This is a genomic window from Flagellimonas ochracea, assembly GCF_009903685.1.
Classification (GTDB): domain Bacteria; phylum Bacteroidota; class Bacteroidia; order Flavobacteriales; family Flavobacteriaceae; genus Flagellimonas; species Flagellimonas ochracea.
Genome location: NZ_JAAABI010000002.1, coordinates 935,044 through 958,974 on the forward strand (window position 1 = coordinate 935,044; position 23,931 = coordinate 958,974).

A 23,931-nucleotide genomic window follows, 5' to 3' on the forward strand; every position below is an offset into this window, starting at 1 on the left:
TTCTAGCTTAAAGATACGAAATCAGGATGGCTTTCCCATACTGTTGAGGATATGACAGACAAAAAAACCGCCCAAAGGGCGGTGTTGAAATCTTAGTTTAAGGCGATGGTGGTGTTCGGAGGATATTCCTTTAAAATTTGAGAAACAAATTCACGGATACGCTCTTTTTTTCTTTCAATATTGCGGGTGTTGTTCAGGGTGCCAACCCCACGACCTTGCCATACCAATTCCTTCGTATTGGCATCGATCACATCAATGTAGAGCGAACCTTCGGTACGAGTGCTTACATTGTTGCCCCAGCCCCAGCCCCAACCGGGACCCCAGACCCATGGATTGTAGAAGCCTCCCCAGCCCCAGCCCCAACCAAAGTTGTTGTTGTAAACATCTACGCGTTCACGCTCTTTGGTAAAGATGCTGATCAAAACATCGGGTTGTTCCGATTTCACGAAACCACGGTTGTTCAATTCCGAATCTATGGCCCTAAGAATGCGTTTCTTATCCAAATCGGAGATTTGTGCCTTATCAATACCGGTTTTGTAAAAAGCATAGCTTTTGTACGCATTAAAATCAGCTTGTTGGTCGTAATCGGAAATGACGCGCACCGAGGCACAAGAAGTCAAAAAGGCAATGGCCAAAGCGGTCAGGGAAAATAATCTTACATTTTTCATAGTTCTTTTTTTGAAGTTGTGGAAGCTCTTGAACAACCACAAATATTATGCCGAAAAAAGCTTATTGGATGCTGCTTGTTTTGTAGTCAAATCCATACGGGCAGTGCCTGCAACCACTTTCACAACAATAGCCTCTTTTTAGTAGATATTGCTCTGTGAATACCTTGTAACCCTCTTCAGAAAGGTAGTAATCGCCCTCCTCTAAGGGAATATGCTCTTTCATAACTTTTTAGGCCGCATTTTGATACTAAATTTAGAACATTCTCCCGAGAGTCCCCAGTATTTTATGTTTTCTGAAACAAATGGTTATTCACCGAAAATGTTGAAAGTATTATCGATGGTATCCAATTTTCTTATTCAATTCCAGTTATATTAGAGTTAAAATTGGATAGCCTGAGTGATTTTAGTCTTTAAACACTTTTTCTACAAAAACTACGTAGGCCTGTCGTTATGGCCCTTCATCATCCTTAAGGAGGATTCCCTTAAGACGGATGGGGTGCTCATCAACCATGAACGAATCCATCTAAAACAACAGCGAGAATTACTGATTGTACCCTTTTATCTCTGGTATATGCTGGAATGGCTGTTGCGGACCATCCTTTATTTAGATAGTTACCGTGCTTACCAGAACGTTAGCTTTGAACGTGAGGCCTATGCCCATGAGAAGGATATGACGTATCTTTCCCGAAGAAAAACCTTTGGTTTTTTGGACTATTTGACGCGTTAAGCCCATATTTTGAACATTCCGAACCAACATGTGGATTTGCCTTTGTTCCAATCCCGAGGGGTGACTTTGCACATCAAAAGGGAGGACACCATTCATCCGCTTATTTCCGGGAATAAATACCGCAAACTCAAATACAATTTAGAGGAAGCCGAAAAAAAAGGGTATGACACCTTACTCACCTTTGGCGGGGCATTTTCGAACCATATTGCGGCGGTAGCCTGTGTAGGAAAGGAAGAGGGTTTTAAAACCATAGGAATCATTCGTGGGGAAGAGTTAACCGACACTTGGAACCACAATCCGACCTTATCATTGGCCCATGACAACGGCATGCGGTTTCAATTTGTCCCGAGAAGTCAGTATCGCCAAAAAAAGGAACCACACTTTTTGCAAGAATTGAACGAGCGCTATGGAGATTTTTACGTATTGCCTGAAGGCGGAACCAATGCTTTGGCCGTAAAAGGCTGTGAAGAAATCTTGACCGAAGCTGATGCCCTGTTCGATGTAATTTGTTGCAGTGTCGGTACAGGAGGGACCCTGGCAGGGCTCATCAACAGTGCAAAACCCCATCAGCAGGTGTTGGGATTTTCCGCCCTCAAGGGTGACTTTTTAAAGCTGGAAGTGCAAAAACTAACTCAAGGCAGCTCGTGGGAACTCATCACCGATTATCACTTTGGTGGATACGCCAAAATCACAGCGGAATTGGTACACTTTATCAACAATTTTAGAAAAAATACCGGTATTCCCTTGGATCCCATTTACACCGGAAAGATGCTTTTTGGTATTTTTGAACTCGTAAAGCAAGATTTTTTCCCAAAGGGAACCCAAATTTTAGCCATTCATACCGGAGGATTGCAAGGGATACAAGGCATGAATTTGGTGCTTAAAAAGAAGAACGTACCGTTATTGGATATAGGATGAAACAATTAGGATATGCACTGGTAGTGGCGTTGCTGTTGACGGGATGCGGCTCGAAAAAAAGGACCGTTAGCCAAAGAAACTCAGAAGTCAAAACAATCCAGACCGAGAACATCGCCGAAGAAAATACAACCATACCCAAGAGTTCGGGGCGTTTTGTAAAATTTCCCATTGCCAGTACCGAGGAATACATCGAGACCTTTGCTGAGATTTCCCAGCAAGAGATGAAAGCCTATGGCATCCCTGCCAGCATCACCTTGGCGCAGGGTATTTTGGAGAGTGGTTCGGGCCGTGGCGAACTTACCCTAAAGACCAACAACCACTTTGGCATTAAATGCCATACGGGTTGGGAGGGTGAATACGACTATCACGACGATGACGAAAAGGGAGAGTGTTTTCGTAAGTATAACCATCCCATGTATTCGTTTCGGGACCACAGTATTTTCTTGTCCACACGTTCCCGATATGCTTTTTTGTTCAATTACCGACGGGATGATTATAAAAAATGGGCGCATGGTCTGCGACAAGCAGGTTATGCTACCGACCGGCGCTATCCTCAAAAATTGATATCCATCATCGAACGCTACGGGCTGGACCGTTACGATGATGCCGTGGTTCGCGGTGGCGGCATTGAAGTGGTGCGCCAACCTAAATCGTACGAAGTTTTCACCCACAAAGTCGTAAAGGGGGATACGCTTTATGCTCTATCTCGTAAGTATGCCATTTCTGTGGAGGAATTGAAACAATTGAACAATCTCAACGGCAACACTATTTCCGTTGGGCAGGAGTTGAATATCCGAAGAGAGAAATCGAAGTAAAACACGTCAGTTCGAGTGGTTTGCGCCTTTAGGGGCAAACTATATCGAGAACTGGAACGGCAGTGCTTATTCTCGATACAATTCGCCAGCGCGAATTACTCAAATTGACGCAAGGCTTCTTTCCCACTAAAAGGATGTTTATTTTTGCTGCTTGTTTGTCGTTCCTACGTCAACCTGAACTGGTTTCAGGTTCTCACGGGAGGCTTTTGACCGATGATTATGTGATGCTGAACCAAGTTCAGCATGACGAAAGATAGTTAACAAAAAGACCATATGATCTACCAACGAAGCAGCGCCTTGTTCGCTGAAGCCAAAAAATACATCCCCGGAGGGGTCAATTCGCCGGTACGGGCGTTCAAGGCGGTGGGGGGCGACCCCATTTTTGTAAAGGAGGCCAAAGGGGCCTACCTCTACGATGTGGACGGCAACCAACTTATCGACTACATCGCCTCTTGGGGACCCCTGATTCTCGGCCACGCCTATGAACCCGTGATCAACGCGGTGGTGGAGAAGGCCAAAAAGGGCACTTCCTTTGGAATGCCCACCGAAATTGAGACTGAATTGGCGAAGTTGGCGGTGTCCATGGTACCGAATATTGACAAGATCCGCTTTGTGAACAGCGGTACCGAGGCCTGTATGAGTGCCGTGCGCCTCGCGCGCGGGTACACCGGCAAGGACAAGATCATCAAGTTTGCGGGCTGCTACCACGGCCATGCGGATGCGTTTTTGATACAAGCGGGGAGTGGTGCGGTCACTTTTGGCAGTCCCAACAGTCCCGGGGTGACCCAAGGCACGGCCAAGGACACACTCTTGGCCAATTATAACGATTTGGACAGCGTAAAAACTCTGGTGGAAGCCAACAAAGGGGAAATCGCCGCCCTAATTTTGGAACCCGTGGCTGGAAATATGGGTTGTATCATCCCTACCGATGAATTTATCCACGGTTTGCGCAAGCTGTGTACCGAAGAAGGCATTTTGTTACTTTTTGACGAGGTGATGACCGGATTTCGATTGGGAAAAGGCGGTGCACAGGAAGCGTTGGGCGTGGATGCCGATATGGTGATGTTTGGCAAAGTGATTGGGGGCGGACTGCCCGTGGGCGCTTTTGCCGCCAAAGCCGAAATTATGGCGCATTTGGCTCCGGAGGGGCCGGTATACCAAGCAGGGACCCTAAGCGGAAACCCTTTGGCGATGAGTGCCGGATTGGCCATGCTCACCGAACTGAACAACCGACCTGAAGTGTTTACCAGCCTGGCCGAAAAAACGGAATACCTCCACAAAGGCATTACCGAGGTATTGACCGAAAAAGGGGTAGTGCATAAGATCAACCGTTTTGGCAGTATGATCTCGGTGCATTTTACGGAAGAACCCGTAATGGATTTTGCCTCCTCTGCCAAGGGCAATAACGATACCTTTAAAAAATACTTCCACGGCATGCTGGACAACGGAGTGTATTTACCCCCCTCCGCTTTTGAAAGCTATTTCCTAAACGATGCCCTAAGTTATGCGGATTTGGATAGGACGGTTGAAGCGGTAAAAACTATATTTTAGGAGTTTTACCACCAGAAGGATTCTGGCGGGAGCGGGGGGTTATACATTGTTATGTGCTGTCAATTTCACCCAATTACTTTGTTTTCTTGCAAAAGGTTCATAAATTTTTATTCCAGTGTTTACAGCATTTAAAATATGAGAAAATATTGGTAGATGACCTCCTATTGCATCTATCCAAAAACAAATTTTAGTTTCTTTATATTCTTTTATGTATTTTAATTTTTTCAGCGCATTATTTGCCTTTCTTAAATCTTTTCTCAATTTTTCTTCAATATTAATGTTTCCTTGATGAAAGGAATCCAACCAAAGTGACATAACATTTCTAAAATCTTTGATTTCCTTTTTATTCCTAAAATAAAAGGCTTCTTCAAAATTGTCAGGTTTAGGTAAGTATTTGATTTCATCCGTTAATTTAATCTCTGCTAGATAATAAAATTCGTCAATAATGTCTGTTGTTTGTATATGGGAAGATTTTGAGATGTATTGAGAATCTAATGATGATGCAAAAATTGATTTTCCTTTTATCGAGTCGCTGATTCCAATATAAGCTATGTAAAAAATATCTTCGACTATCTCTATGAAATAAGAATAATATCCAATTGCAAAATCTTCTTTGTCAACATCTATATTTCCTTCTAATACATTAATAATTTGGTCAAATGCATTAGACGCTATTTTAAGGTCATTAAAAGAGTAAAATTGGAAAATATAATTTAAAATCTGTGCTTTTCTATTTCTTAATATTTCTAATGCTGAATTATATAAATAAATTTCTTCAATATTGGCTTTCGGGTCACTTCTTAGATTCCATAAAATTCTAACAGGATGTGAAATATAATCTAAATCATTTTTATATTTCAATAATCCCTCACTATGAAATCTTGATAAATCATAATCAACGTCACTGCCGATATCATAAATTTTATCAAATAAGACCAGGTATAGTAAAACTTTATCTTTGTTGTCAAAGTAAATTTTTTTAGAAATAAATCGTCTGGCATCATATAAATCATCAGTGATTAAACCCTCATTTTCACCCATTGAAATGAAGGTTTCCCATAATGTTTTGTCAAAAAATGCTGTTTCAAATTTCATGATTGCACATAACGTTTAGTATATGAAAAGTAGGCGGTTTCGAAGCACAGAACTTTCAGTTAAGCACAAAGTTAGATGTGAGCCAAAACCCTTTATTTTACTGCTATTTCGCCTATTTTTTATATACATTGTTGTAGCCAGTACTTTTCACACATTTAAAGTTCCAATATAATATTCAAATGTGCTTTTATATTCGTTTGTCAAAAAGTCAACACTGTAATTTTCGTTAGATGAATAAATATGCACTTTTCCTGTTTCGCATTCAAATGTTATATCTTTTGCAGAATTCTGTCTTATTTTATTGTGATTGGGATATCTAGCGTAATCAGAGTCATTCGAATGAGCTTCCCCCATAACAATAATATCTGGATCCATTGCATCAACCCATTCTTGTGGTAGTTTGGCACTTTTTCTTCCGTGATGTGGGGCAAATAATATATTTGTTTTTCCAAAACTGACTTTGTCTTTAATTGCTTCCATAAAATCAGTTTCCAAATCTCCCATCCAAATTGCAGTCACACTATTTTTAAGTTTGTATTGGATGATGCAAGATATATTGTTGAATGCTGTTCCATCTTTTGCTTTTTGAAGTTCAGCTTTATAGTCAGAATTTGAGGTATCTGGCCATAATATATTTATTCCAGAACTGCCTAATTCTTTACCATTTTTATCAGGCCCGTCATCGTTCATCCATTTTCGTTTGCAACCTTTATAAATGTTAAAAGCTTTTGTCGAATCTCTTAATTTTTTATATCGGTTAAAGCTTGTGGTTTCAATTGGTTTTGTTGCCTCATTGTCAACACAATAAAAATTCAAAATTTCGATTTCATCATCTAGGTATTCTAATTGTTGAATATGGTCTCCATCTGGGTGTGTTGAAATAAATCTTGAAATGTCTTTATTTTTTTTCTCTTCTTTTATTTCATTAACGATGTCCTTTCTGTTTTCAGGTTTTAAACAACAGTCAATTATAGTGAAATTTTCAGAGCCGTGCTTTATGTAGTACATATCTCCAAGACCAACAGAAAAGGATTTTATTATACTCATAGATTTTTATTTTTTTTCTGTTCTTGATGCCACTCTTTTAACTACAAATCCTGTTTGTTTGCGGTATGAAAAGACAAATAATACAATTAGAACAATTATTAAAAGGATATAAGATACATTCTGTGATATGTTCAGCCAATTAGAAATAGCTTGATAAAGTTTAGATAGAAGTAAGAGACAAAAAAGAGAAATCAATGTTCTGTACATATTATTGATTTCAGAGAATAGTTCGATTTTCTGGTCTTTGTCGCTAGCAAAAACAAAATCTTTGTAATCAGCAAACTTTATAAATTTCAATTTTTTACTTTGAAGGATTTCTCCGATAACTAAAGAACCAAATCTGCTAATTACTAATCCAATGAAGTAATACAAAAAAGCTCCCAAAAAATTATTATTCTGCACCAAATCATATTCTGTTACTTCGCGAAGAAGAATCACAAAAATTATTCCCGGGAATAAATAATTGAATAGGTTGTAAGATGATATTTTGTCTATTATTTCTTTCATATCTCGTATTGGCTACAACTTGTTTATATCAGCATAAAATACATCCATATACCTCCAAAGGGGCATGTTATCGATGTATTTGGTAATCTTTTATTCCAAAAAGCGGTACGGGTCAAGGTGTGTTGGGGAGGAGCAACAAAATACCAAAATTGGCCGTTTTCCCATTACACAAAAACCTTAAAAAAACTGGGGTTTTTCTACAATTTCAGTGAGATCCTTCGCTTTGCTCAGGACAAGAATTTTAGCCTTTAATGATGTAGCGTAAAAAGGTGTCCACAGCCTCCGAGCGGCCCAAGGGTTCCAAAAAGCAAGTATAGATATTCACCAAAACGGCCAAATAGGTGGCCGGGTGTTTTAGTTTTTGGTATTTCCAGGCGGCCAAGAGGATCAGTGCAATAATCAGCGCTTGGGTCAGGTAAATGGGAGCCATAATGTCGATGTTGGGCCAGTCCTCTAAATGTATCAGAACAAACACATTCTGTATACCGCGCCCCAAAGCTGGCATCATAATGATAAAGACCGTACTGATCAGCCACCAGGCATGGTCTTCGAGGCTTTTTCGTTTTATAATACTCATGACGATGGCATAGCCAAAAGCGGTGATCATTATAATCTCCACAGCCGCTACGCCCATAAAAAACCAGGGTTCAAAAGGGCCAAAGGCATCCCGCAGTTCTGCGGAACGGTCGGCATTTACAATATCCCGGTGCAGCATGCTCAAAGCGGTAATGCATACCCCACCGGCCAAAAACATGCCAATAATGCCATTGGTGCGGTGCTTATCTAGTTTTCCACGCGTCGCGTAGTAGGGTTGTAAAATCAGGTAGAGGTACCAAAGCGTTCCGGTCCAGTAATGGATATGCACGGACCAGGCGTTGTCCGTAAAATCACCCCAATAATCCCTAAAAATTCCAAATTGCATCAATACCATGGGAAGAAGCATCCATAGGTGGAGGGTTTTGTATTTTTCCATGTTTCTTGAGTTGGTGGTTACCAGGGGGGAAGTTTGCTCCCGTAAGATAACCATATTTTTTGAATGTAGGGAACAAAAAACGGGGCTAATGCCCCGTCTTTCAGCTAACTAACTAAAAAACCGAAACTAAATCGGTTTGATCCATAGCAGGTGTTGCCACCGCTTTTTTTCTTTCAAAACCAACAAAATGTTGATGAGAAACAGTCCTCCCGTCTGGAGCAGTTCGCGCAGTTCGTCCCGTTCCAAAAACAAATGAAATAGGAAAATGTGGAGTGTGATGGGCAGTAAAAACACCGCTCCTACAAAACTGGTGCCCTGCAAGATCAGTAACAAGCCAAATAGCAGCTCGCAAATGCCCAATACCTGCCAAAAATAACCGGTCTGCTTCGCTCCGCTGATGTACAGAATCTTCTGGAGGGTGCTTTCCTTTTCAGGCGAAGTGAATTTTTCGGCCTTTTCCACCACTTCTACAGGCGATGGAATGGGCTTTTGGAACTTTTGGATGCCGCCGTAGACCATAAAGCCACCCAAAACCAAGCGGAACACGATAAAGAGTATGTTGATTGCTTTCATCTTAGTTGGCAGCTAAATTGGTTTCTCCTTCATTGGGGTTGTACACATAATTGAAGGTATACATACGGGACTCATCCATAAAAGGGTCGGGTACTGCTGGTGCATCCCGGTAATAGCTTAAAATCTCCACCTTGGCGTACCTGCCATCATGGGTTCGGAACACCAAAACCCGCCCAGGAATTGGGCTTAGCGTAAACGTAGCGGGATTGTAGTTGTACCAGCCTTCGCCACTTCCGGTTGGGATGGCAAAAGCCCCATCGGCATCCACCTCAAAAGTGAGTCCGGCCGCTGAGGTCACCTCGGCGAACAGTCCTGTTTCGATGGCTGCTCCTCCGTTTCCGTTTCGTGCGGGTTCATCGTTGGTTCCCGTTACAGTACCTCCGTTCACGGCAATGGTGGTTCCGCGAAAGGCGATGTCCCATTCGGTATCGCTATCGGTTACGGCCCCGGTTTCAAAACTGAACTTGGTAAAGGGTCCGCCTGCGGGTTCCCCTTGACTTCCTGTTTGTGGGGCTTCCAGATTTTCCATGGTACCGCTGACCAGATTAGCCAAAACCGTGAATGAAGTAGTGGCATCCTGGGTAAATCCATTGGCTGATACGGTCACTGCTCCCGAGGTAGCACCTGTGGGCACCGTAACCACTAGTTGGGTACTGGTCGCTGAGCTTATGGTCGCCGGTACGCCACCAAAGGTCAAGTTGATGGCAGAAACATCCGGAAAATTGGTTCCGGTGATGGTTATTTCGCTGCCCACGGTTCCTGAGTCCGGCGTGATGGCGGTCACGGTAAATTCCGCAACGGTATCCCCGTCGTCATCGCTACAAGCCATAAAGGCGAACAATAAAGTACATAGGCTGAATAGTTTCAAGGTAGTTTTCATGTAATGGTGATTTTTAAAATTGAATATTGAGTCTTGCAAAAAGTTGTGTTCCAGGATTGATCAATTGTTCGTTGTCCTGGGTGGCCAATGGATTTGATCCTTGAAAGTCCAACAGGTTATTGGCCCCCAATTGCAATTGATAATGTTCGTAAAACGTCTTTCCGAAGGAAAGGTTTACCAGGGCGTAGCCATCCACAAAGGAATTGTCCAGTTCGTCCAGTATATCGTTTCCATTTCGGTCGGCAAGTCCAAATCGACTGCGGTACACGACGCGCAGGTTCGCATTGGCTCCCCATTCCGGCACCTCGTAAAATGCCTTGAAATTTAAAGTATGCCGGGAACGGTTTTCCAAACCGAAGTAATCGCTGCGCTCCAGACGGATGGTTTCCAAGGTTTCGGGATCACGTCCAAAGACCTCTCCATTCTCCACGGCATCCTCTTTATCCTTATCGAATGCATAGAGCAATTGATAGCCTGCGGAAAGATTTAGATTTTCGAGCGCCTTGTATTGCAGGTCCACTTCCAGCCCTTGGGTGTACACGCTTTCCCGGTTGATGTAACCAAAAACGTTTTGTCCATTGGTCTTGGCGGCCAAAATGCGAGTGTCAATCAGATTTTCGAAGTCGTTTCGGAAGAAATTCAGGTCACTGCGCAATTTTCCTTTTTTGAAACCCACCCCTAGGTTGATCCCTACCGAACTCTCGGCATCCAAGGGCTCACCAAGGTCATTGGGGTCCACGGCCAAGTTGGCCACTTCATCATTGGCCTGCAATCGTTGGATGCCCTCGGCTTCCACTTCTTTGCCAAACACGGAATAGCCACCTCCGGACGCATTGGTGAAATCGAGGTAGAGTTGTCTAAAATCAGGAGCTTTAAAACCACTGCCCACGGAACCTTTTAGTGCCCAATGCGGATTCAGATCATAGCGGGCGGATAGTTTCGGGCTCAGTTGGGAATTGTATTCGCTGTGGTTGTCAAAACGGGCCCCGGCGATGATGTTGAGTTTTTTGAGCGGTCTAAAATCATATTGGGCAAACACATATTGGGAGTTGAAGGTAATCTCATCCGCAAAAAGCGAACGATTTAGCGTTTCCAAATTATAGCCGCCTCCAAGAGTCAAGGTGTTGTCCGAACTGAAATTATGGTTAAAACGAACTTCTGGGCGAAAGAGTTTTTGGTCAAAATCGTTGTCGAGCAGGATTTCATCATTAATGGGATCTACGGTCTGCTCGTTGGTGCTATAATTGGTATAGTAGAATTCATATTCAAACCCTGATTTGTCGGTAAGATTATGGTCCAATCGCAAATGAAGGTTGCCGTCCCGCTCTTCACTGGTGCCCGAAGGGATGTCAAAATCTTGTAAAAAATAGCGTCCCGAGGCAAATGCCTTTAGGTTTTCGGAGACATTAAAATACAGCCTTCCATTTAAGGTATAATTGAAAAAGGGATTCACGGTCTGCCCCTCTTGGTTCGGGGTGAGGTCGAAGCCATCGGTGCTCAAACGGTCCACAAAAACAGAATAGCCCAGTTTCCCTTTTCTTTGATTGAGGTTGATGGTACTGTTTTGGTTGTTAAAAGAAGCCGCCCGATGGGAAATTTGCCCCGTTACCTTATCCGAATTCGGTCGCTCGGTGATGATATTGATGACCCCGCCCAAAGCTTCTGAACCAAAAAGACTGGAGGATGGCCCTTTGACCACTTCAATTTGTTTTATGTTGCCGATGGCAAAACGGCTCAAATCCAAATTTCCGGAGCTTCTGCCCACCACGGGAACCCCATCGATCAACACCATGACATAATCCGAAGCGATGCCTTGAATCTGTACGCCTTCGCCACCGCCAATGGTCACATCTGGGGTCATGACTATTCCGGTCTGTTCGTTCAGAATTTCGTTCAATCGTGTTACCCCAGAACGTGCAATCTGCTCTTTGGCAATTAAGGTCACGGGTAGGGGCAGGGAGGAAAGCTGGCGTACCGTTCGCGTGGCCGTAACCACAACCTCTTCCAGATTTTCCGTAAGAATCGAGTCGCGTTCGGTCTTTTCTTGGCCTAGGGCACAAGGGGTGGTAAAAACGAAAAAAATAATCAGAAAATTATTTTTATTTAGACTCATTCTTATTTAGATTTGCGAACAAATATATATTTATTTTTATTCAATCTAAATAATAATAAAGTTTTTTTATCACAATCCAATTAACAGACCACATCATGAAAACACGACCTTTTTTTACCATTTTAATGCCACTTACTTTATCGATTACTGTGCTGACCGCGCAAACCAAAAAAGAAGCCGATCGCCAAGCCATTCTGGATATGTGCGGTTGTTACGACATTACTTTTAAATACACAGAGACTTTTGCTCCGAGCGAGGATTATGAAAAAAAACCAGATTATACCGCTTCTGCCTTAGAGCTCGCACTACCCATTATTAATGGAAATGACCAAATTTCCATTCAGCATCTGTTGGTAATCAATGACAGTACAGTGATCAAGCATTGGAGGCAAGATTGGCTTTATGAAAACCAAGAGGTGTTCCACTACGAAAAGGACAACAACTGGACCTTTTCCAAATTACCATCGGATGCCGTAAAAGGACAATGGACACAAAAAGTGCATCAAGTGGATGATAGTCCAAGGTATTCGGGATCTGCCAGTTGGGTGCACGTGGATGGAAAGCACTTTTGGGAAAATAGGAGCGATTCCCCACTGCCCCGCCGCGAGTACACCAAACGCAGTGATTACAATGTTATGAAACGAGGCAACCGACATGAAATTACCGACTACGGTTGGGTGCATGAGCAGGATAATGACAAAATAGTGAGGAAAGAAGATGGTGAAGCTATTTTGTTGGCCCAAGAAAAGGGAATGAACATCTATAAAAAAGTGGATGACCAAAAATGCCAAATAGCTTTGGATTGGTGGCAAGGACATAAAGACTTTTGGGCCGAAGTGCGTACCGCCTGGGACCAAGTTTATGATCGAGAAGGAAACTTAACTTTGTTAAAGAAGGTAGATGACAAGCCACTGTACAAATACTTGCATGCTTTGGAAGAGGAGCGAGCCAATAGTTCTCAAGTTCTGGAAGTGCTCAATCGTTTTGTGGCTACCACGGCTGAACAAAATGAAGTTACTGGCAAATAAGTTACATCGCTTAAAGGAGAAAAGGCCGTGAAAATCACGGTCTTTTTTTGTCTTTCACTGTTTCATCTGGAACTTTTTCGAAATTTGATTAATTTAAACGACGATGACACGAGACATTATCAACATCAACGATTTCATCATTTTGGTGGAGGAGGCCCACGTAGGCAAGGAAACACTTGACACCTGCAGGTTTGATGAGCCTGTCATTGCCGTGGCCTTTTACGGTTCTGGTAATGTGGACCTTACCATGCGCTATGATGGCAAAGAGAATCGCTACAAGCACACCAAAGGTTTGGCCCTGGCCTTTTATGCGGACGAGACCGTGGATGCAGAGCATCGGGTTTCTGCTGACAGACCTTTGGAATGTATAGTAATTGCAACTTCACCGCGAAATTTGGAGAAATTACCAAATGCCGAAGGCGACCTTTTTTCGGAATTATTGGAAGAACTGGTCAAGCCCTCCGACCACTATGTCGAAGGTCCTCGGTTTTTCATGACCCCGGAGATGCAATCTATCGTGGATCAGATTTTTCACAATCAGCTTAAGGGAAAGACCAAGATGATGTTTTTCCGCAGTCAAATCACCGCCCTGTTGTCCTACTTTTTTGGACAATTGGCCACGATGCCCTCGAATACGATAAAGCGTTCGGAACGGGAGAAGTTGGAGGAAGCCAGAACGATTTTGTCCAACAACCTTGACAATCCGCCTTCCTTGTCAGAACTGTCCCTGCAAATAGGGCTGAACAGTTTTAAACTCAAGAAAAATTTCAAAGAGGTTTTTGGGGTGCCTGTATTCAAATATTTGCAAAATGAACGGCTGAACAAGGCGCATGTACTGCTTCGTGATGGAGAGGCCACGGTACAGGAAGCAGCCTGGCATGTGGGCTATGATAGTCTGAGCTCTTTTTCGAACGCGTTCTCCAAAAAATTTGGCTTTCGACCCAGTGAGATACGAAGATAGACTTCAAGCGGTACTGGGAACAACAGCATAGATAGCAACCTTTTCCTCTTTTCCTTTTAGGGGAACATTTCCCTTCGATTCAAAATTGTAGCCATTGACCTGAAGTTGGGTTTTCATTGCTTCAGAGAGCAATAATTCACTACCCAATGCGTTGCATTGGCCCTGGATTCGGGCAGCGGTGTTTAAGGTGTCCCCGTGATAGGCAATTTCCTTTTTATATTTTCCTACTTCAGTGACCGTAACAGTGCCTCCGTGCATTCCTGCCTTAAAAAATGGTTGGACCCCATATTTTTTCAAATAATACCCCTCTTTATTTTTCAATGCTCTTTTGAAGCTGAAAAAGGCTTCAAGGCAGTGTGATTTTTTAATACCATCTTTCAGTGGCCAGGTCAATACGGCTTCATCACCTACGTATTGGTATATTTCAGCTTTATTATTCACGATGGCCATTCCCAAATCATTAAAACAATCTTGGATGAAGCGGCTGTAATCCAAATGACCCAACTTTTCAGCCAGTTTTGTGGAGGATTGTAAATCCAAAAACATGAATATCCGCTCTTCTTCATTTGGGGAATAGAATTTTCCCCGCATCAATTTCCACAAGTTGGTTCCGCCCAACATCAGACTAATCTGTTGGAGTGCCGACAAGAAAAAGTCCACGAAAAGCACATAAAAATAGATGGCTCCGCTCCCTGTATCAAAGGCAAAAGTCCAAAAGTGTATAGAAGTTCCAAAATAGAGTTCATATACCCCATAGGCAAGCAAGGTGAGCAGTATGAGAAACAGCAGGGAGTACAAAAAACGAAGCAGTAAAAGCCGTTGAATGGAAATATACTTATAAATACGTTCCTCGACCAATATTTGCGCAAAGCCCGAAACAAAACCCATTAGGGGGCCCAAGGTCACAGCAATCATCATGCTGGATTTAAAATCAAACTGCAAGGTTCCCAACTCCATCGTGCCAACACCTCTCACAATACTGAGGAAAATAAAGGCGAATGTCCATCCAACACAATAGAAGCGTATGATGCGCCACCTACGGCTATGAAAAAATGAAATTGCCATGAATTTCAAAGGTATCCTTTTCGAACAAATCTTCCTCCATTTCAAACAAATGTTAGGAGTAAGGTGAACCTAGTTTTGTCCTGTAATCAATGAGTAACCATAAATCAAAAACAATGAGGAAAGTAAGAGCAATAATTATCGGAACAATTATCTGGGCACTGGGAGTGAGTGTGTACTCCCTATCCTTTTTGGCAAACATTATGGAAGATGCACAGCAACAGGCCAATCTGGTCTTGTTCATCGCGGTAATGCCGTTAGTCTGGTTTGGGTCAAAACTGTACTACAAAAAGGGTAACAGCATGCATGGATATTTTGTTGGGCAGACCTTCTTTTTGGTTGCCGCGGCCTTGGATGCTTTGATCACCGTACCCTTTTTAGTGATTCCAAATGGTGGAAGTTATTTTGAATTCTTCACTGATATGGGTTTCTGGTTGATAGGCCTGGAGTTTATCGTCACTGCAACACTGTACTGGTATGCAAAAGTGTATACAAAATCCCAAACAACAAATTAATCACTTTATACTATTCAATATGGAAATTACAACAAGCAACGTCATGCTTTTAGTTACAACACTTTTGTTTGGTCTGGTAGCCGGACTGTGTTTCACCTGGGGTAACGCTGTAACCCCTGGAATTGGACAATTGGAAGACATGGGGTACCTGCAGGCTTTTCAAAAAATGAATCGGAGTATAGAAAATCCCTTATTCTTTGCAGTTTTCATCGGTTCCTTTTTTGTGGGAATCGCTACAGTGTTCATTAATCGAGGAATTTCTCCAACCCATTTTTGGTTGGTGACAGCTGCGGTAGCCATCTACTTTGTAGGCGTGGTACTCATCACAGTTTTTGGCAACGTTCCTTTGAACCAAATCTTGGATAAGACGGACTTAATAAATAGTACGACTCAAGAATTGGCGTCGCTCAGGGAAAAGTTTGAGCAACCGTGGAATCGGTTTCATAGGATTCGAGTGGTATCCGCAACCCTCTCATTTGCACTTTTGATTATTGCAGGAATTGGAAAATAAGCAACACATAAATAATAACATCAAAAATTCAAAATCATGAGAAAAAATGTATTAGTAATCGGCGGAACAGGAAAAACCGGTAAAAGAGTGGTCGAAGTTTTAAACCAAAGGGGTCATAATGTCCGCATAGGATCAAGAAGTCAAAACCCTGCATTTGATTGGGACAGTCAGGAAACCTGGAGTTCTGCCCTAGAGGGAATGGATGCTGTCTACATAACGTATCAACCCGATTTGGCGGTGCCCGGAGCCTTGGAGGCCATAGAAGGGTTAACCAAGGAGGCAATACGACAAAAGGTAAAGAAACTGGTTTTGCTTTCGGGTAAGGGTGAGCGAGAGGCAGAGCTCTCTGAGCAGGTGGTTATCAACTCTGGTTTGGATTACACTATTGTCAGGGCCAGCTGGTTCAACCAAAATTTTAGTGAGAGTTTCTTTTTGGAACCCATTCAGCAAGGGTTTGTGGCACTTCCGAAGGCCAATGCCCAAGTTCCTTATGTGGATGCCAATGACATTGCCGCAGTTGCTGCTGAAGCGCTCACAAACGATGAGCATAACGGGGAGATTTATGAATTGACCGGTCCTCGCTTTTTGACCTTTGCAGAAATCATGAAAGAAATTGCTCAGGCGACGGGCAGGGAGATTGCCTTCACCCCAATTGCATTGCCGGCATACACGAAGATGCTCAGAGAGCAGGGTGTCCCTGAGGATTACGTTTGGTTGATCGATTATTTGTTCACTGAGGTTTTGGACAATCCCAATAATCAGGTTATCACTGAAGATGTTGAAAAGGTGTTGGGCAGAAAACCTATCGACTTTTCAGACTATGTGAAGGAAACCGCTGCTACCGGAGTTTGGAGCCAAACGGTAACAATTTAGGGGATTATCATCAATCAAAAAACGGAAAAGCGGGCCCATATAGGGTCCGCTTTTTTTAGATAAGTTCAACCAAGTAGTTGTAAGCCATGCCTGAAAGAATGGCCAGGCCAAAACTTAGCAAAGTCCCAATTAACACATATTCGGTCAATTTTCGGTTTTTTCCCTTATTGAGGTCACCGAATCGAAAAACGGATTTGGCAGTGATTAAAAGACCGATGGCCGACCATTGTTGTACCAAGATAAACCCAAAGACAAAAAGTCGTTCCAGCATTCCTATATATTTCCCGGCGTTTTTGAGCGAACCACCCTCACTAGATTCATCTTCTTTGACAATTTCCGCAATATATGGCGCCAGAAACATCCGCATGATAATCCCGCAGACAAAGGTTACGAATACCAGAAAAGTGGTCAACAGCAGATTTTTTTCTCCGAACAGGGTGTTGAAATCGATTTCAAAAGGGGAGACCCAATATACCATTGCTGCCAACACAAATAAATGAAGTGCTTGATCCAATACAAAAAGCCATCGAAAGTTTTTTTGGTTGGTCAATGCCAATTTTCCGAGATCAATCAAATAGTGGGTGACAATTATAATGCCGACAAGTCCCAGGTATTTAAATTGGAGAAGTAGTAAAAGGAGGAGTAGGTGAACTCCTATATGCCAATACAAATATTTGGATTTCCACTTTTTCTCAAGCTTATTGGATACCCAATGCTTGGGTTGAAGGGCAAAATCACCAATAAAATGGGCTAGGAGGAGTTTTAGGGCCAGTAGTGTCATAGTTTTTCAAGTTGGATGCTGTAAAATTGGATCATTTTTTGGATTTCGTCAAAACCGGCCTTATTCAACTCCTCACTGATGTTGCCTTGGGACTTGTTGAGGATTGATGCCAGTTCCCGTTGGTTCATTTTTGGGTTTTCTAGAGCATGCTTCACCGTTTTGGAGATGGCTGGGGTCCAATGATCCATGGTCAAAAGAGCGAGACCCAAAAGCAGGTTAATGTGCCTGTCAAATTTTTCATCGGGGGATTTGAGGGCCAGGGTTTGCTTCTTGAGGCCCTCAAAACATTTTCCTGAGTTTACAAAGGCCTCTCCGTTGGATTCTGTTATTTTTTCGGCCTGGTATGTTTTTTCTCCTAGCCCTATGGCCATTCGAACATCGATATTACGCAATTGTTTGATACATGCCTTTATGTGAATGCTGGCCTTCAGGGCTTTTTCGGGGGTTGTTTCCAGTTGAAAACTATCACCTCGGTAAATCTCCCAAGCAGAAGGTTCATTGCCATAGTGGTTTAAGGCTTCTTTTAGCAAGGGTAGCCATTTGGAGGCGTTTTGTTCCGTGGAATTTTTGATGTCCCCCGTGATTACGGCAATCATTTTTGTTTCCATTTAAAAGAATCTGCTAAATCAAAGATAATTAAAAATATCTGTTTATTTACAGATAATTAAAAATATCTGCTAAAAAGTAGATATTTAAAGTAATGGAAAAAAAAAGAAGCCACACCCATGGCTGGTGTGACTTCTAAAATCAACAAAAAACACGCTATCCTCTTCTTCCTCTCTCCTGCATTTTCTTTTTGCTGTGCATGGACTTGTGCAGTCTCATTTTCTTCCAAACTTCATACTGCTCTTCGGTCAGTACTTGCTTCATTTTTTGTTGCTGGGCAATTTGACGGTCCAAACGAGCGTTTTCCATTTCAAATCGCTGCTCAGGAGTGGGTTCCTCCCAATCTCCACTTTCTTTTTTGCCCTTAATCTCCTCACGCCTAGCCTTGCGGTTTTCTGCTTCCACTAAACTCAGCTTCATTACCTCATCTTGTTGGGCTTGGGTAAGATCTAAGGCCAAGGTCAACTTTTTGGTTTTTAAGGTAGCCAATTGTTCCGGCGTCAAATCATGGTGAAAACCCTTGTCCATTCCACGACCTTCATGTCTTTGGCCCATGGCTCCGATAGTGGTCAGTACGACCAATACAACTACTAATTGTTTCATATGTTTAAATTTTTAAATGATTTGGTAGTTGGATAACAAGCGCTACCGATGGTTTAACCATCCTGGTCTCATTTGAGAAAAATTTAACATGTAATGGGAAGGACTGTTGTTATTCGACCAAAAAACCGTCGGATTCCTTTTTGGAAGGAACATCCGTATCCTCAAAATCGGCTTCCACATAAGTTTTGGATTCCAATTGATTTTGAAATTCATCATGCTTTTCAATAGCGTAATAAATAAAACTGGCTGCTAAAAAGCATGAAAAATAGAGAAGACTTTTGATTTTGTAGGTCATGATATTACAATTTGGGATCACTAAATTAGGGAAAGCGTTTTTCAATCCCCATGATATGTTGTGAAATTATATTTTTTAGATGTATGCCGGACAAAAGGCATGGTATAATCGACAAAATGCAAGGTTTGGCGTAAAAATTGAATGAGTTAGGACAGTATCTCCTGAAATTGATTGAAGCCTTTATGTTTTTTAAGGGAGTTTTTCGACCCAAAACAGGAGCTTTTTAACTTTTTAGAAACCCAAAAGGGACAAAATCGATTGTTAAATAATTATTAAGACACGATTTTTACCGCAAAGTGCTCAACCTTTGGGAACTCCGTATTTTATTGATGCTTTCGACGAAAACCCCAACTATTGCTGGCCTCAGGGCGGATATACTTTTCTTAAAAAAATCTAAGTGAGTGTAACAATTGTGTTTTTGTGCCGTCTTATAGGCATACAATATCAATCAAAAATTCAATCAAAAAATGAACAAGTTATTAATGATTTACGGATGTGTGCTATTGAGTAGTTCCGCCGTAGCCAACGACCAACAAAGTGCAGAGGCAGCCATTTTTCAAGACGATTTGGAGTCTTCTGTCACGTTTGAGAACAGTACAACAGCATTGAGCATAAATGCAGAAGAATGTGAGCAAAGCTTTGAGCCATGCAACTTTATTAATGAGCATGTATATGAGCTAAGTCTGGATGAAATAGTTTTTATAGAGGAAGATTCGGAGGTCAATCTTGGTTTTGACACCACCGACTACCTGCCTGAGGGTTTCGACCCTTATGAAACCTATTTTGATTTGAATTCCATCATATATCTTGAAAGTGAAGTCGAATTGGACCTAGGGTTCAACAATGAAGATTATCTTCCAGAAAGCTTTGATGCCTATACACAAATTGTGGAGATAAGTTCAATCAACTTCATGGAAGAAGAGGATTTGAAACTAGGTTTCAATACCGAGGACTATCTTCCCGAAGGTTTTTCACCTTATGAGGAATATGTGGACCTCAAAGCCATTCCTTATATCGAGGAAGATGTAAAGTTGGAATTGGACCTTGACAGTAGCTACTATTTGCCTGAAGGCTTTAATCCGTTTACCGATGTATTGGATGTGGCCTCTGTGAATTTCATAGAGGAAGAAGAAATGGATTTGGGTTTTGATACCAGTGCGTATCTCCCAGAAAATTTTGACCCCTACGTGGCGTCAAACTAAGTAGGATGCATTAGTTTTCATTTTACAAATTTTTGAGTTAGTTAGTTGAAAGGCCCTCTATCAGAGGGTCTTTTCTATTTATGGTTTTACTTTTATCACGCAACGTTTTCGTTAACAAAAAAATAACAGAAAAATTGATAAGGAGAACCTGTTAAAAAAAGGATTTTGAAACTGGTAATCCTGCAAATTTTTATATCCTAGATCAATAGCTTTTCAAGAAATTCTTCAAAGGATTGCGAACTTGGTTTTTACGTAATTTCCCACAATACGTTAACAAAAATCTAATTGTAATAATCTTAGCATTTTCTGGTTGTACATTTGTATAAACAATTAAAAAACGACCATTATGACCTACAGAAATTATTTGATGATAGTTTTCGCAACAGCTGTTTTGGGCTTTACAGCCAATGCTAATGACATATCCACTTCTACCAAGGAGCTGGATGTTCAGAGCATCGAGTTTATTGAGGAAGACCACAGCTACGAGTTGGGCTTTGATACTTCAAAATATTTGCCAGAAGGCTTTGATCCCTATCAAGGACAGTTTTCAGTATCATCGATTAATTACATGGACCTTTGTGAAGAAATTGAGCTGGGATTTGAAACGACGGAGTATCTTCCAGAAGATTTTAATCCTTATGCAGAATAAGTAAAGTTAAGTTAGTTTCTTACTTTTTTTTGAGTTAGTTAGTTTATTAATGGCCTCCAAACTTGGGGGCCATTTTCATTTAGAAAAGTAGCGGTATCACAAACTGAAAGACTAAGATCAATAATCCCACCGCAATTAAGTTTAAGATAACCCCAACCCGTGCCATTTGTGCAATTTTAATATAGCCGCTTGCAAAAACAATAGCGTTGGGCGGTGTGGCCATGGGCAACATAAAGGCACAGCTACTGGCAATGGTCACGGGAATGAGCAAATAAAGAATGGGGATTTCCAAGCCAAGGGCAATACCAGCAACCACAGGAGCCAAAACAGCAACCAGGGCTACATTGCTCATCAATTCCGTCATAAACAACATTAAAAAAATAAGTAAGGCAGCGGTGAACAGAATACTTATTTCGCTTTGCGCAATGGCGTTGGCCACCAAGTCCACAATACCACTGGAGCTCATACCCTGGGCCAGGGCAAGTCCACCCCCGAAAAGGATTAGGATTCCCCAAGCCAGTTTGGAAGTGTCTCTCCAGTAAATGATAAAATCACCCTTTTTAAGATTATAAGGGATGGCGAAAAGTGCAACTGCGGCAAAAATACTTATCATGGTATCGGTCAACCTAAGAGCAGGAAAAAGTGCGTTGATCAGCGTCCGAAAAATCCAAAGAAAAACGGTGATTCCAAAAATGATGAGTACCATCTTTTCCTTACCGGATGTGGGCCCCAATTTTTTTAGCTCGTTGTCAATAACTTCTTTGGAAGCATTAAAAGTTAGATCCCGGTTTGGATACATCCACTTCACCAGTACCAGATAACACACCCCAATCATAACAACGGAAAAGGGCAGACCAAGGGTCATCCACTTTAAAAAAGAGATTTCAGTATTGTATTCGTTTTCCAATAAACCTATCAGAACAGAATTGGGCGGAGTACCAATTACCGTGGCAATACCTCCCGCATTGGCTGAGAAAGCTATACCTAACATAACACTCAAAGCAAAGTTTTGGTCGTTTTTGGTGAAGCCGTCCTCATCATCAATCAATAAATTGATTACGGATAGGGCAATGGGCAGCATAACAACCGTACTTGCCGTATTACTGATCCACATACTGAGTGTTGCCGTTGCAATCATAAAGCCCAGAATAACTTTATTCGGGGTTGTTCCGGTCAATCGAATTATGTTTAGGGCAATGCGTCGGTGGAGGTTTACCTTTTCCAATGCCAACGCCATGACAAACCCACCGAAGAACAAAAAAACAATGGGACTTCCATAGTTGGCACCCACATCGGCTATTGGCAATATTTTAAGAATAGGTAATAATAGTAAAGGCAAAAGCGCAGTGACAGAGATGGAAACTGCCTCGGTGATCCACCAAACAAGCATCCAAACGGCAACCGCAATTACGGCATCACCCTTTTCGGATACCAACTCCATGGGTAGATTAATCAAGATTAAAAAGGCCAAAGGGCCCAGCAAAAGGCCCATTTTTTTGCTTAGTTCCATATGGGATTCTAAACTAAGGGTTTTGGAGATTAATTAAAAATGAATGAAGAAATGAAATATTTATCAGCTTATTTTTTATTCGTATTCTACACTTTTTTAAATCATGGCTTTCCAATTTTTTTTATGAAGTCTACATTTTTTTGAGAATGGATTTCAATTGTTTTAATCCATGGTAAATGTTTGGACAATACTGTTCAATAAAAGATTGATCCGACACATGATTTTTTGAAAAACCTTTGGTAGCTGATTTTCCGTCAAAATCAACATAAGCTAACCGAAAATTCAATGTATTTTCATTATAGTAAAAATCTGACCCTGGTAAAAGTGCAATACCTCCATATTCCAAAAGATAGTTTGCAATTTCTTTACTTGTAAAAAGCTGTTTTTCTGCAAAAAGGGCTCTGTACTTTTCAAAATCTACCATTATATAAAACCCTCCTTGTGGCTGTGTGCATTTGACGCCAATGCCCTCCAACTCATTAAAGACGTAGTGACCGATTGTTTTTAAAATTGCGGTGTTTGTGGTTATTTGTTCTAAAACTTCCTTTTTCAATGAGAAGGCCTCACATGCAGCATACTGTATGGGTGATGCTACGGCACTGAAGGTTTCACTGAACAAAGAGCTGAAATTTTCATGCATGAATTTCAGTTCTTGGGGCAATGCCATAAACCCTAGTCTGTATCCCCCGGCAGAAAAAATCTTGCTCAAACCTCCAAAAACAATCGTTTTTTTTGGGTAATACTCGCCAATGCTGGAGGACCTACCATTTTGAAAACTCAGCAGGGAGTAGATTTCATCAGAAAGCACAATAATGTTGTGCTCTTTGCATACTTCGGACAATGATTTTAGTTCTTCCGCCGAATAGACCGCCCCCGTTGGATTATTCGGGGAATTTAGAATCAAGTTTTTTTGTCCGGCAAAGTTGTTCGCACAATAATCCAATAGGATATCTGCAGTTACCTTATAGTTGTTTTCATGGGGTGTTTTCAAAATGGCGTATTTTCCACCCTTTGATTTCACTTGTGGAAGATAGCTTACCCAACTTCCCTGTGGGATTAAAAAGACGCCTTCAAGCATCAAAATAGTTTGATAGAGTAACTCTTTACTACCGGGGCCAATGTAGATGTACTTGGGATTGGCAACAACACGATGGTATTTTTTCAAATAGGAAGAAATATTTTCCTTCAGCTCTGGCAAGCCCGTGGAAGGAAGATAATCGTTGTTGTCCGCATTGTCTATCAGCGCGGCTACAATTTTTTGGTGAATGGTAAAGGGCGACTGTCCAAAACCAAAATTGTATACGATATGGCCCTGATTGCGTAATCGCTTTACCTTTTGGTTGATTGCCAATGTAGCAGAGGGCTTAAGATTTTGTATCCGGGTGTTAATCTCTATCATGATAGCACATTATATAAACAAAGAAGCTCCAAAAAATGAAGCTTCTTATATTTTGAATCGAAAACGGTA

The 23,931-nt window shown here is 41.7% G+C and carries 27 protein-coding genes; 11 read left to right on the forward strand and 16 right to left on the reverse strand.

The annotated features are described in order from the left end of the window. Positions 1-92: 92 nt before the first annotated feature. Both GTQ34_RS09840 and GTQ34_RS09845 read right to left on the reverse strand, forming a co-directional pair. On the reverse strand, positions 93-668 hold the full coding sequence (locus tag GTQ34_RS09840; protein ID WP_166523598.1) for a DUF4136 domain-containing protein: 576 nt from the start codon (positions 666-668) through the stop codon (positions 93-95). A gap of 61 nt (positions 669-729) precedes the next feature. Then, positions 730-891 carry a DUF5522 domain-containing protein gene (locus GTQ34_RS09845; protein WP_166523599.1) on the reverse strand — a complete coding sequence of 54 codons (162 nt, stop codon included), beginning with the start codon at positions 889-891 and terminating at the stop codon, positions 730-732. A gap of 174 nt (positions 892-1,065) precedes the next feature. Between GTQ34_RS09845 and GTQ34_RS09850 the strand changes: the two genes are divergently transcribed. The 4 genes from GTQ34_RS09850 to hemL all read left to right on the forward strand — a co-directional run bounded on the left by GTQ34_RS09850 (position 1,066) and on the right by hemL (position 4,679). Then, positions 1,066-1,395: a hypothetical protein gene (locus GTQ34_RS09850; RefSeq protein ID WP_166523600.1), complete on the forward strand. Its 330-nt coding sequence runs from the start codon at positions 1,066-1,068 to the stop codon at positions 1,393-1,395. 9 nt (positions 1,396-1,404) lie between these two features. Next, entirely contained in the window at positions 1,405-2,313 is a 909-nt protein-coding gene (locus GTQ34_RS09855; RefSeq protein WP_166523601.1) for a 1-aminocyclopropane-1-carboxylate deaminase/D-cysteine desulfhydrase, read from the forward strand. Then, complete coding sequence (locus tag GTQ34_RS09860; protein ID WP_166523602.1) at positions 2,310-3,128, forward strand: glucosaminidase domain-containing protein; 819 nt, start codon at positions 2,310-2,312, stop codon at positions 3,126-3,128. The genes GTQ34_RS09855 and GTQ34_RS09860 overlap by 4 nt, the downstream gene beginning before the upstream one ends. Before the next feature lie 273 nt (positions 3,129-3,401). Then, positions 3,402-4,679 carry a glutamate-1-semialdehyde 2,1-aminomutase gene (gene hemL, locus GTQ34_RS09865; RefSeq protein ID WP_166523603.1) on the forward strand — a complete coding sequence of 426 codons (1,278 nt, stop codon included), beginning with the start codon at positions 3,402-3,404 and terminating at the stop codon, positions 4,677-4,679. A 39-nt stretch (positions 4,680-4,718) separates the two neighbouring features. Here the strand turns inward: hemL and GTQ34_RS09870 are convergent, their stop codons facing one another. From GTQ34_RS09870 to GTQ34_RS09900, 7 genes are all read right to left on the reverse strand, one after another. Continuing rightward, the gene (locus GTQ34_RS09870; protein WP_166523604.1) at positions 4,719-5,774 is read right to left on the reverse strand and encodes a hypothetical protein; all 1,056 of its coding nucleotides are present in this window, start codon (positions 5,772-5,774) and stop codon (positions 4,719-4,721) included. 147 nt (positions 5,775-5,921) lie between these two features. Further along, positions 5,922-6,821, reverse strand: coding sequence for a ComEC/Rec2 family competence protein (locus GTQ34_RS09875; RefSeq protein ID WP_166523605.1), 900 nt, complete (start codon positions 6,819-6,821; stop codon positions 5,922-5,924). 6 nt (positions 6,822-6,827) lie between these two features. Then, positions 6,828-7,328 (reverse strand): hypothetical protein, encoded by a 501-nt coding sequence (locus GTQ34_RS09880; protein ID WP_166523606.1) that lies wholly within the window; start codon positions 7,326-7,328, stop codon positions 6,828-6,830. 241 nt (positions 7,329-7,569) lie between these two features. Then, positions 7,570-8,301 (reverse strand): hypothetical protein, encoded by a 732-nt coding sequence (locus tag GTQ34_RS09885; protein ID WP_166523607.1) that lies wholly within the window; start codon positions 8,299-8,301, stop codon positions 7,570-7,572. Positions 8,302-8,427: 126 nt separating this feature from the next. Beyond that, positions 8,428-8,874 (reverse strand): DoxX family membrane protein, encoded by a 447-nt coding sequence (locus tag GTQ34_RS09890; RefSeq protein WP_166523608.1) that lies wholly within the window; start codon positions 8,872-8,874, stop codon positions 8,428-8,430. 1 nt (position 8,875) lies between these two features. Beyond that, positions 8,876-9,754 (reverse strand): IPT/TIG domain-containing protein, encoded by an 879-nt coding sequence (locus GTQ34_RS09895; protein WP_166523609.1) that lies wholly within the window; start codon positions 9,752-9,754, stop codon positions 8,876-8,878. 13 nt (positions 9,755-9,767) lie between these two features. Next, positions 9,768-11,867 carry a TonB-dependent receptor plug domain-containing protein gene (locus GTQ34_RS09900; RefSeq protein WP_166523610.1) on the reverse strand — a complete coding sequence of 700 codons (2,100 nt, stop codon included), beginning with the start codon at positions 11,865-11,867 and terminating at the stop codon, positions 9,768-9,770. A 95-nt stretch (positions 11,868-11,962) separates the two neighbouring features. Here GTQ34_RS09900 and GTQ34_RS09905 point away from each other — a divergent pair, with 95 nt between their 5' ends. Together GTQ34_RS09905 and GTQ34_RS09910 are read left to right on the forward strand one after the other, a co-directional pair. Continuing rightward, complete coding sequence (locus GTQ34_RS09905; RefSeq protein ID WP_235915005.1) at positions 11,963-12,895, forward strand: DUF6607 family protein; 933 nt, start codon at positions 11,963-11,965, stop codon at positions 12,893-12,895. 103 nt (positions 12,896-12,998) lie between these two features. Further along, positions 12,999-13,856 carry a helix-turn-helix transcriptional regulator gene (locus tag GTQ34_RS09910; RefSeq protein ID WP_166523611.1) on the forward strand — a complete coding sequence of 286 codons (858 nt, stop codon included), beginning with the start codon at positions 12,999-13,001 and terminating at the stop codon, positions 13,854-13,856. 3 nt (positions 13,857-13,859) lie between these two features. Here the strand turns inward: GTQ34_RS09910 and GTQ34_RS09915 are convergent, their stop codons facing one another. Further along, the gene (locus GTQ34_RS09915; RefSeq protein ID WP_166523612.1) at positions 13,860-14,921 is read right to left on the reverse strand and encodes an adenylate/guanylate cyclase domain-containing protein; all 1,062 of its coding nucleotides are present in this window, start codon (positions 14,919-14,921) and stop codon (positions 13,860-13,862) included. A 113-nt stretch (positions 14,922-15,034) separates the two neighbouring features. Here GTQ34_RS09915 and GTQ34_RS09920 point away from each other — a divergent pair, with 113 nt between their 5' ends. Genes GTQ34_RS09920 through GTQ34_RS09930 form a run of 3 tightly spaced genes read left to right on the forward strand, consistent with a single transcriptional unit; the run spans position 15,035 to position 16,817 of the window. Continuing rightward, positions 15,035-15,433, forward strand: a complete 399-nt coding sequence (locus tag GTQ34_RS09920) for a DUF5367 family protein (protein ID WP_166523613.1) — start codon at positions 15,035-15,037, stop codon at positions 15,431-15,433. A gap of 43 nt (positions 15,434-15,476) precedes the next feature. Beyond that, the gene (locus tag GTQ34_RS09925; protein WP_235915006.1) at positions 15,477-15,944 is read left to right on the forward strand and encodes an anthrone oxygenase family protein; all 468 of its coding nucleotides are present in this window, start codon (positions 15,477-15,479) and stop codon (positions 15,942-15,944) included. A gap of 36 nt (positions 15,945-15,980) precedes the next feature. After that, entirely contained in the window at positions 15,981-16,817 is an 837-nt protein-coding gene (locus GTQ34_RS09930; protein WP_166523615.1) for an SDR family oxidoreductase, read from the forward strand. Between the two features lie 55 nt (positions 16,818-16,872). Here GTQ34_RS09930 and GTQ34_RS09935 read toward each other — a convergent pair whose 3' ends face one another. The 4 genes from GTQ34_RS09935 to GTQ34_RS09950 all read right to left on the reverse strand — a co-directional run bounded on the left by GTQ34_RS09935 (position 16,873) and on the right by GTQ34_RS09950 (position 19,102). Beyond that, complete coding sequence (locus tag GTQ34_RS09935) at positions 16,873-17,598, reverse strand: DUF3307 domain-containing protein (protein ID WP_166523616.1); 726 nt, start codon at positions 17,596-17,598, stop codon at positions 16,873-16,875. Continuing rightward, on the reverse strand, positions 17,595-18,206 hold the full coding sequence (locus GTQ34_RS09940; protein WP_235915007.1) for a transcriptional regulator: 612 nt from the start codon (positions 18,204-18,206) through the stop codon (positions 17,595-17,597). The genes GTQ34_RS09935 and GTQ34_RS09940 overlap by 4 nt, the downstream gene beginning before the upstream one ends. A gap of 154 nt (positions 18,207-18,360) precedes the next feature. Then, the gene (locus GTQ34_RS09945) at positions 18,361-18,807 is read right to left on the reverse strand and encodes a hypothetical protein (protein ID WP_166523617.1); all 447 of its coding nucleotides are present in this window, start codon (positions 18,805-18,807) and stop codon (positions 18,361-18,363) included. A 109-nt stretch (positions 18,808-18,916) separates the two neighbouring features. Continuing rightward, on the reverse strand, positions 18,917-19,102 hold the full coding sequence (locus GTQ34_RS09950) for a hypothetical protein (RefSeq protein ID WP_166523618.1): 186 nt from the start codon (positions 19,100-19,102) through the stop codon (positions 18,917-18,919). A 467-nt stretch (positions 19,103-19,569) separates the two neighbouring features. Here GTQ34_RS09950 and GTQ34_RS09955 point away from each other — a divergent pair, with 467 nt between their 5' ends. Together GTQ34_RS09955 and GTQ34_RS09960 are read left to right on the forward strand one after the other, a co-directional pair. Beyond that, positions 19,570-20,304 carry a hypothetical protein gene (locus GTQ34_RS09955; protein ID WP_166523619.1) on the forward strand — a complete coding sequence of 245 codons (735 nt, stop codon included), beginning with the start codon at positions 19,570-19,572 and terminating at the stop codon, positions 20,302-20,304. Between the two features lie 346 nt (positions 20,305-20,650). Beyond that, a complete protein-coding gene (locus GTQ34_RS09960) occupies positions 20,651-20,953 on the forward strand; it encodes a hypothetical protein (RefSeq protein ID WP_166523620.1) in 303 nt (100 codons plus the stop codon). Positions 20,954-21,032: 79 nt separating this feature from the next. On the opposite strand, the gene GTQ34_RS09965 is transcribed toward GTQ34_RS09960, so the two are convergent. Next, a complete protein-coding gene (locus tag GTQ34_RS09965) occupies positions 21,033-22,463 on the reverse strand; it encodes an SLC13 family permease (RefSeq protein WP_166523621.1) in 1,431 nt (476 codons plus the stop codon). A gap of 130 nt (positions 22,464-22,593) precedes the next feature. Then, positions 22,594-23,862 carry a pyridoxal phosphate-dependent aminotransferase gene (locus GTQ34_RS09970; protein WP_166523622.1) on the reverse strand — a complete coding sequence of 423 codons (1,269 nt, stop codon included), beginning with the start codon at positions 23,860-23,862 and terminating at the stop codon, positions 22,594-22,596. Between the last annotated feature and the right edge of the window lie 69 nt (positions 23,863-23,931).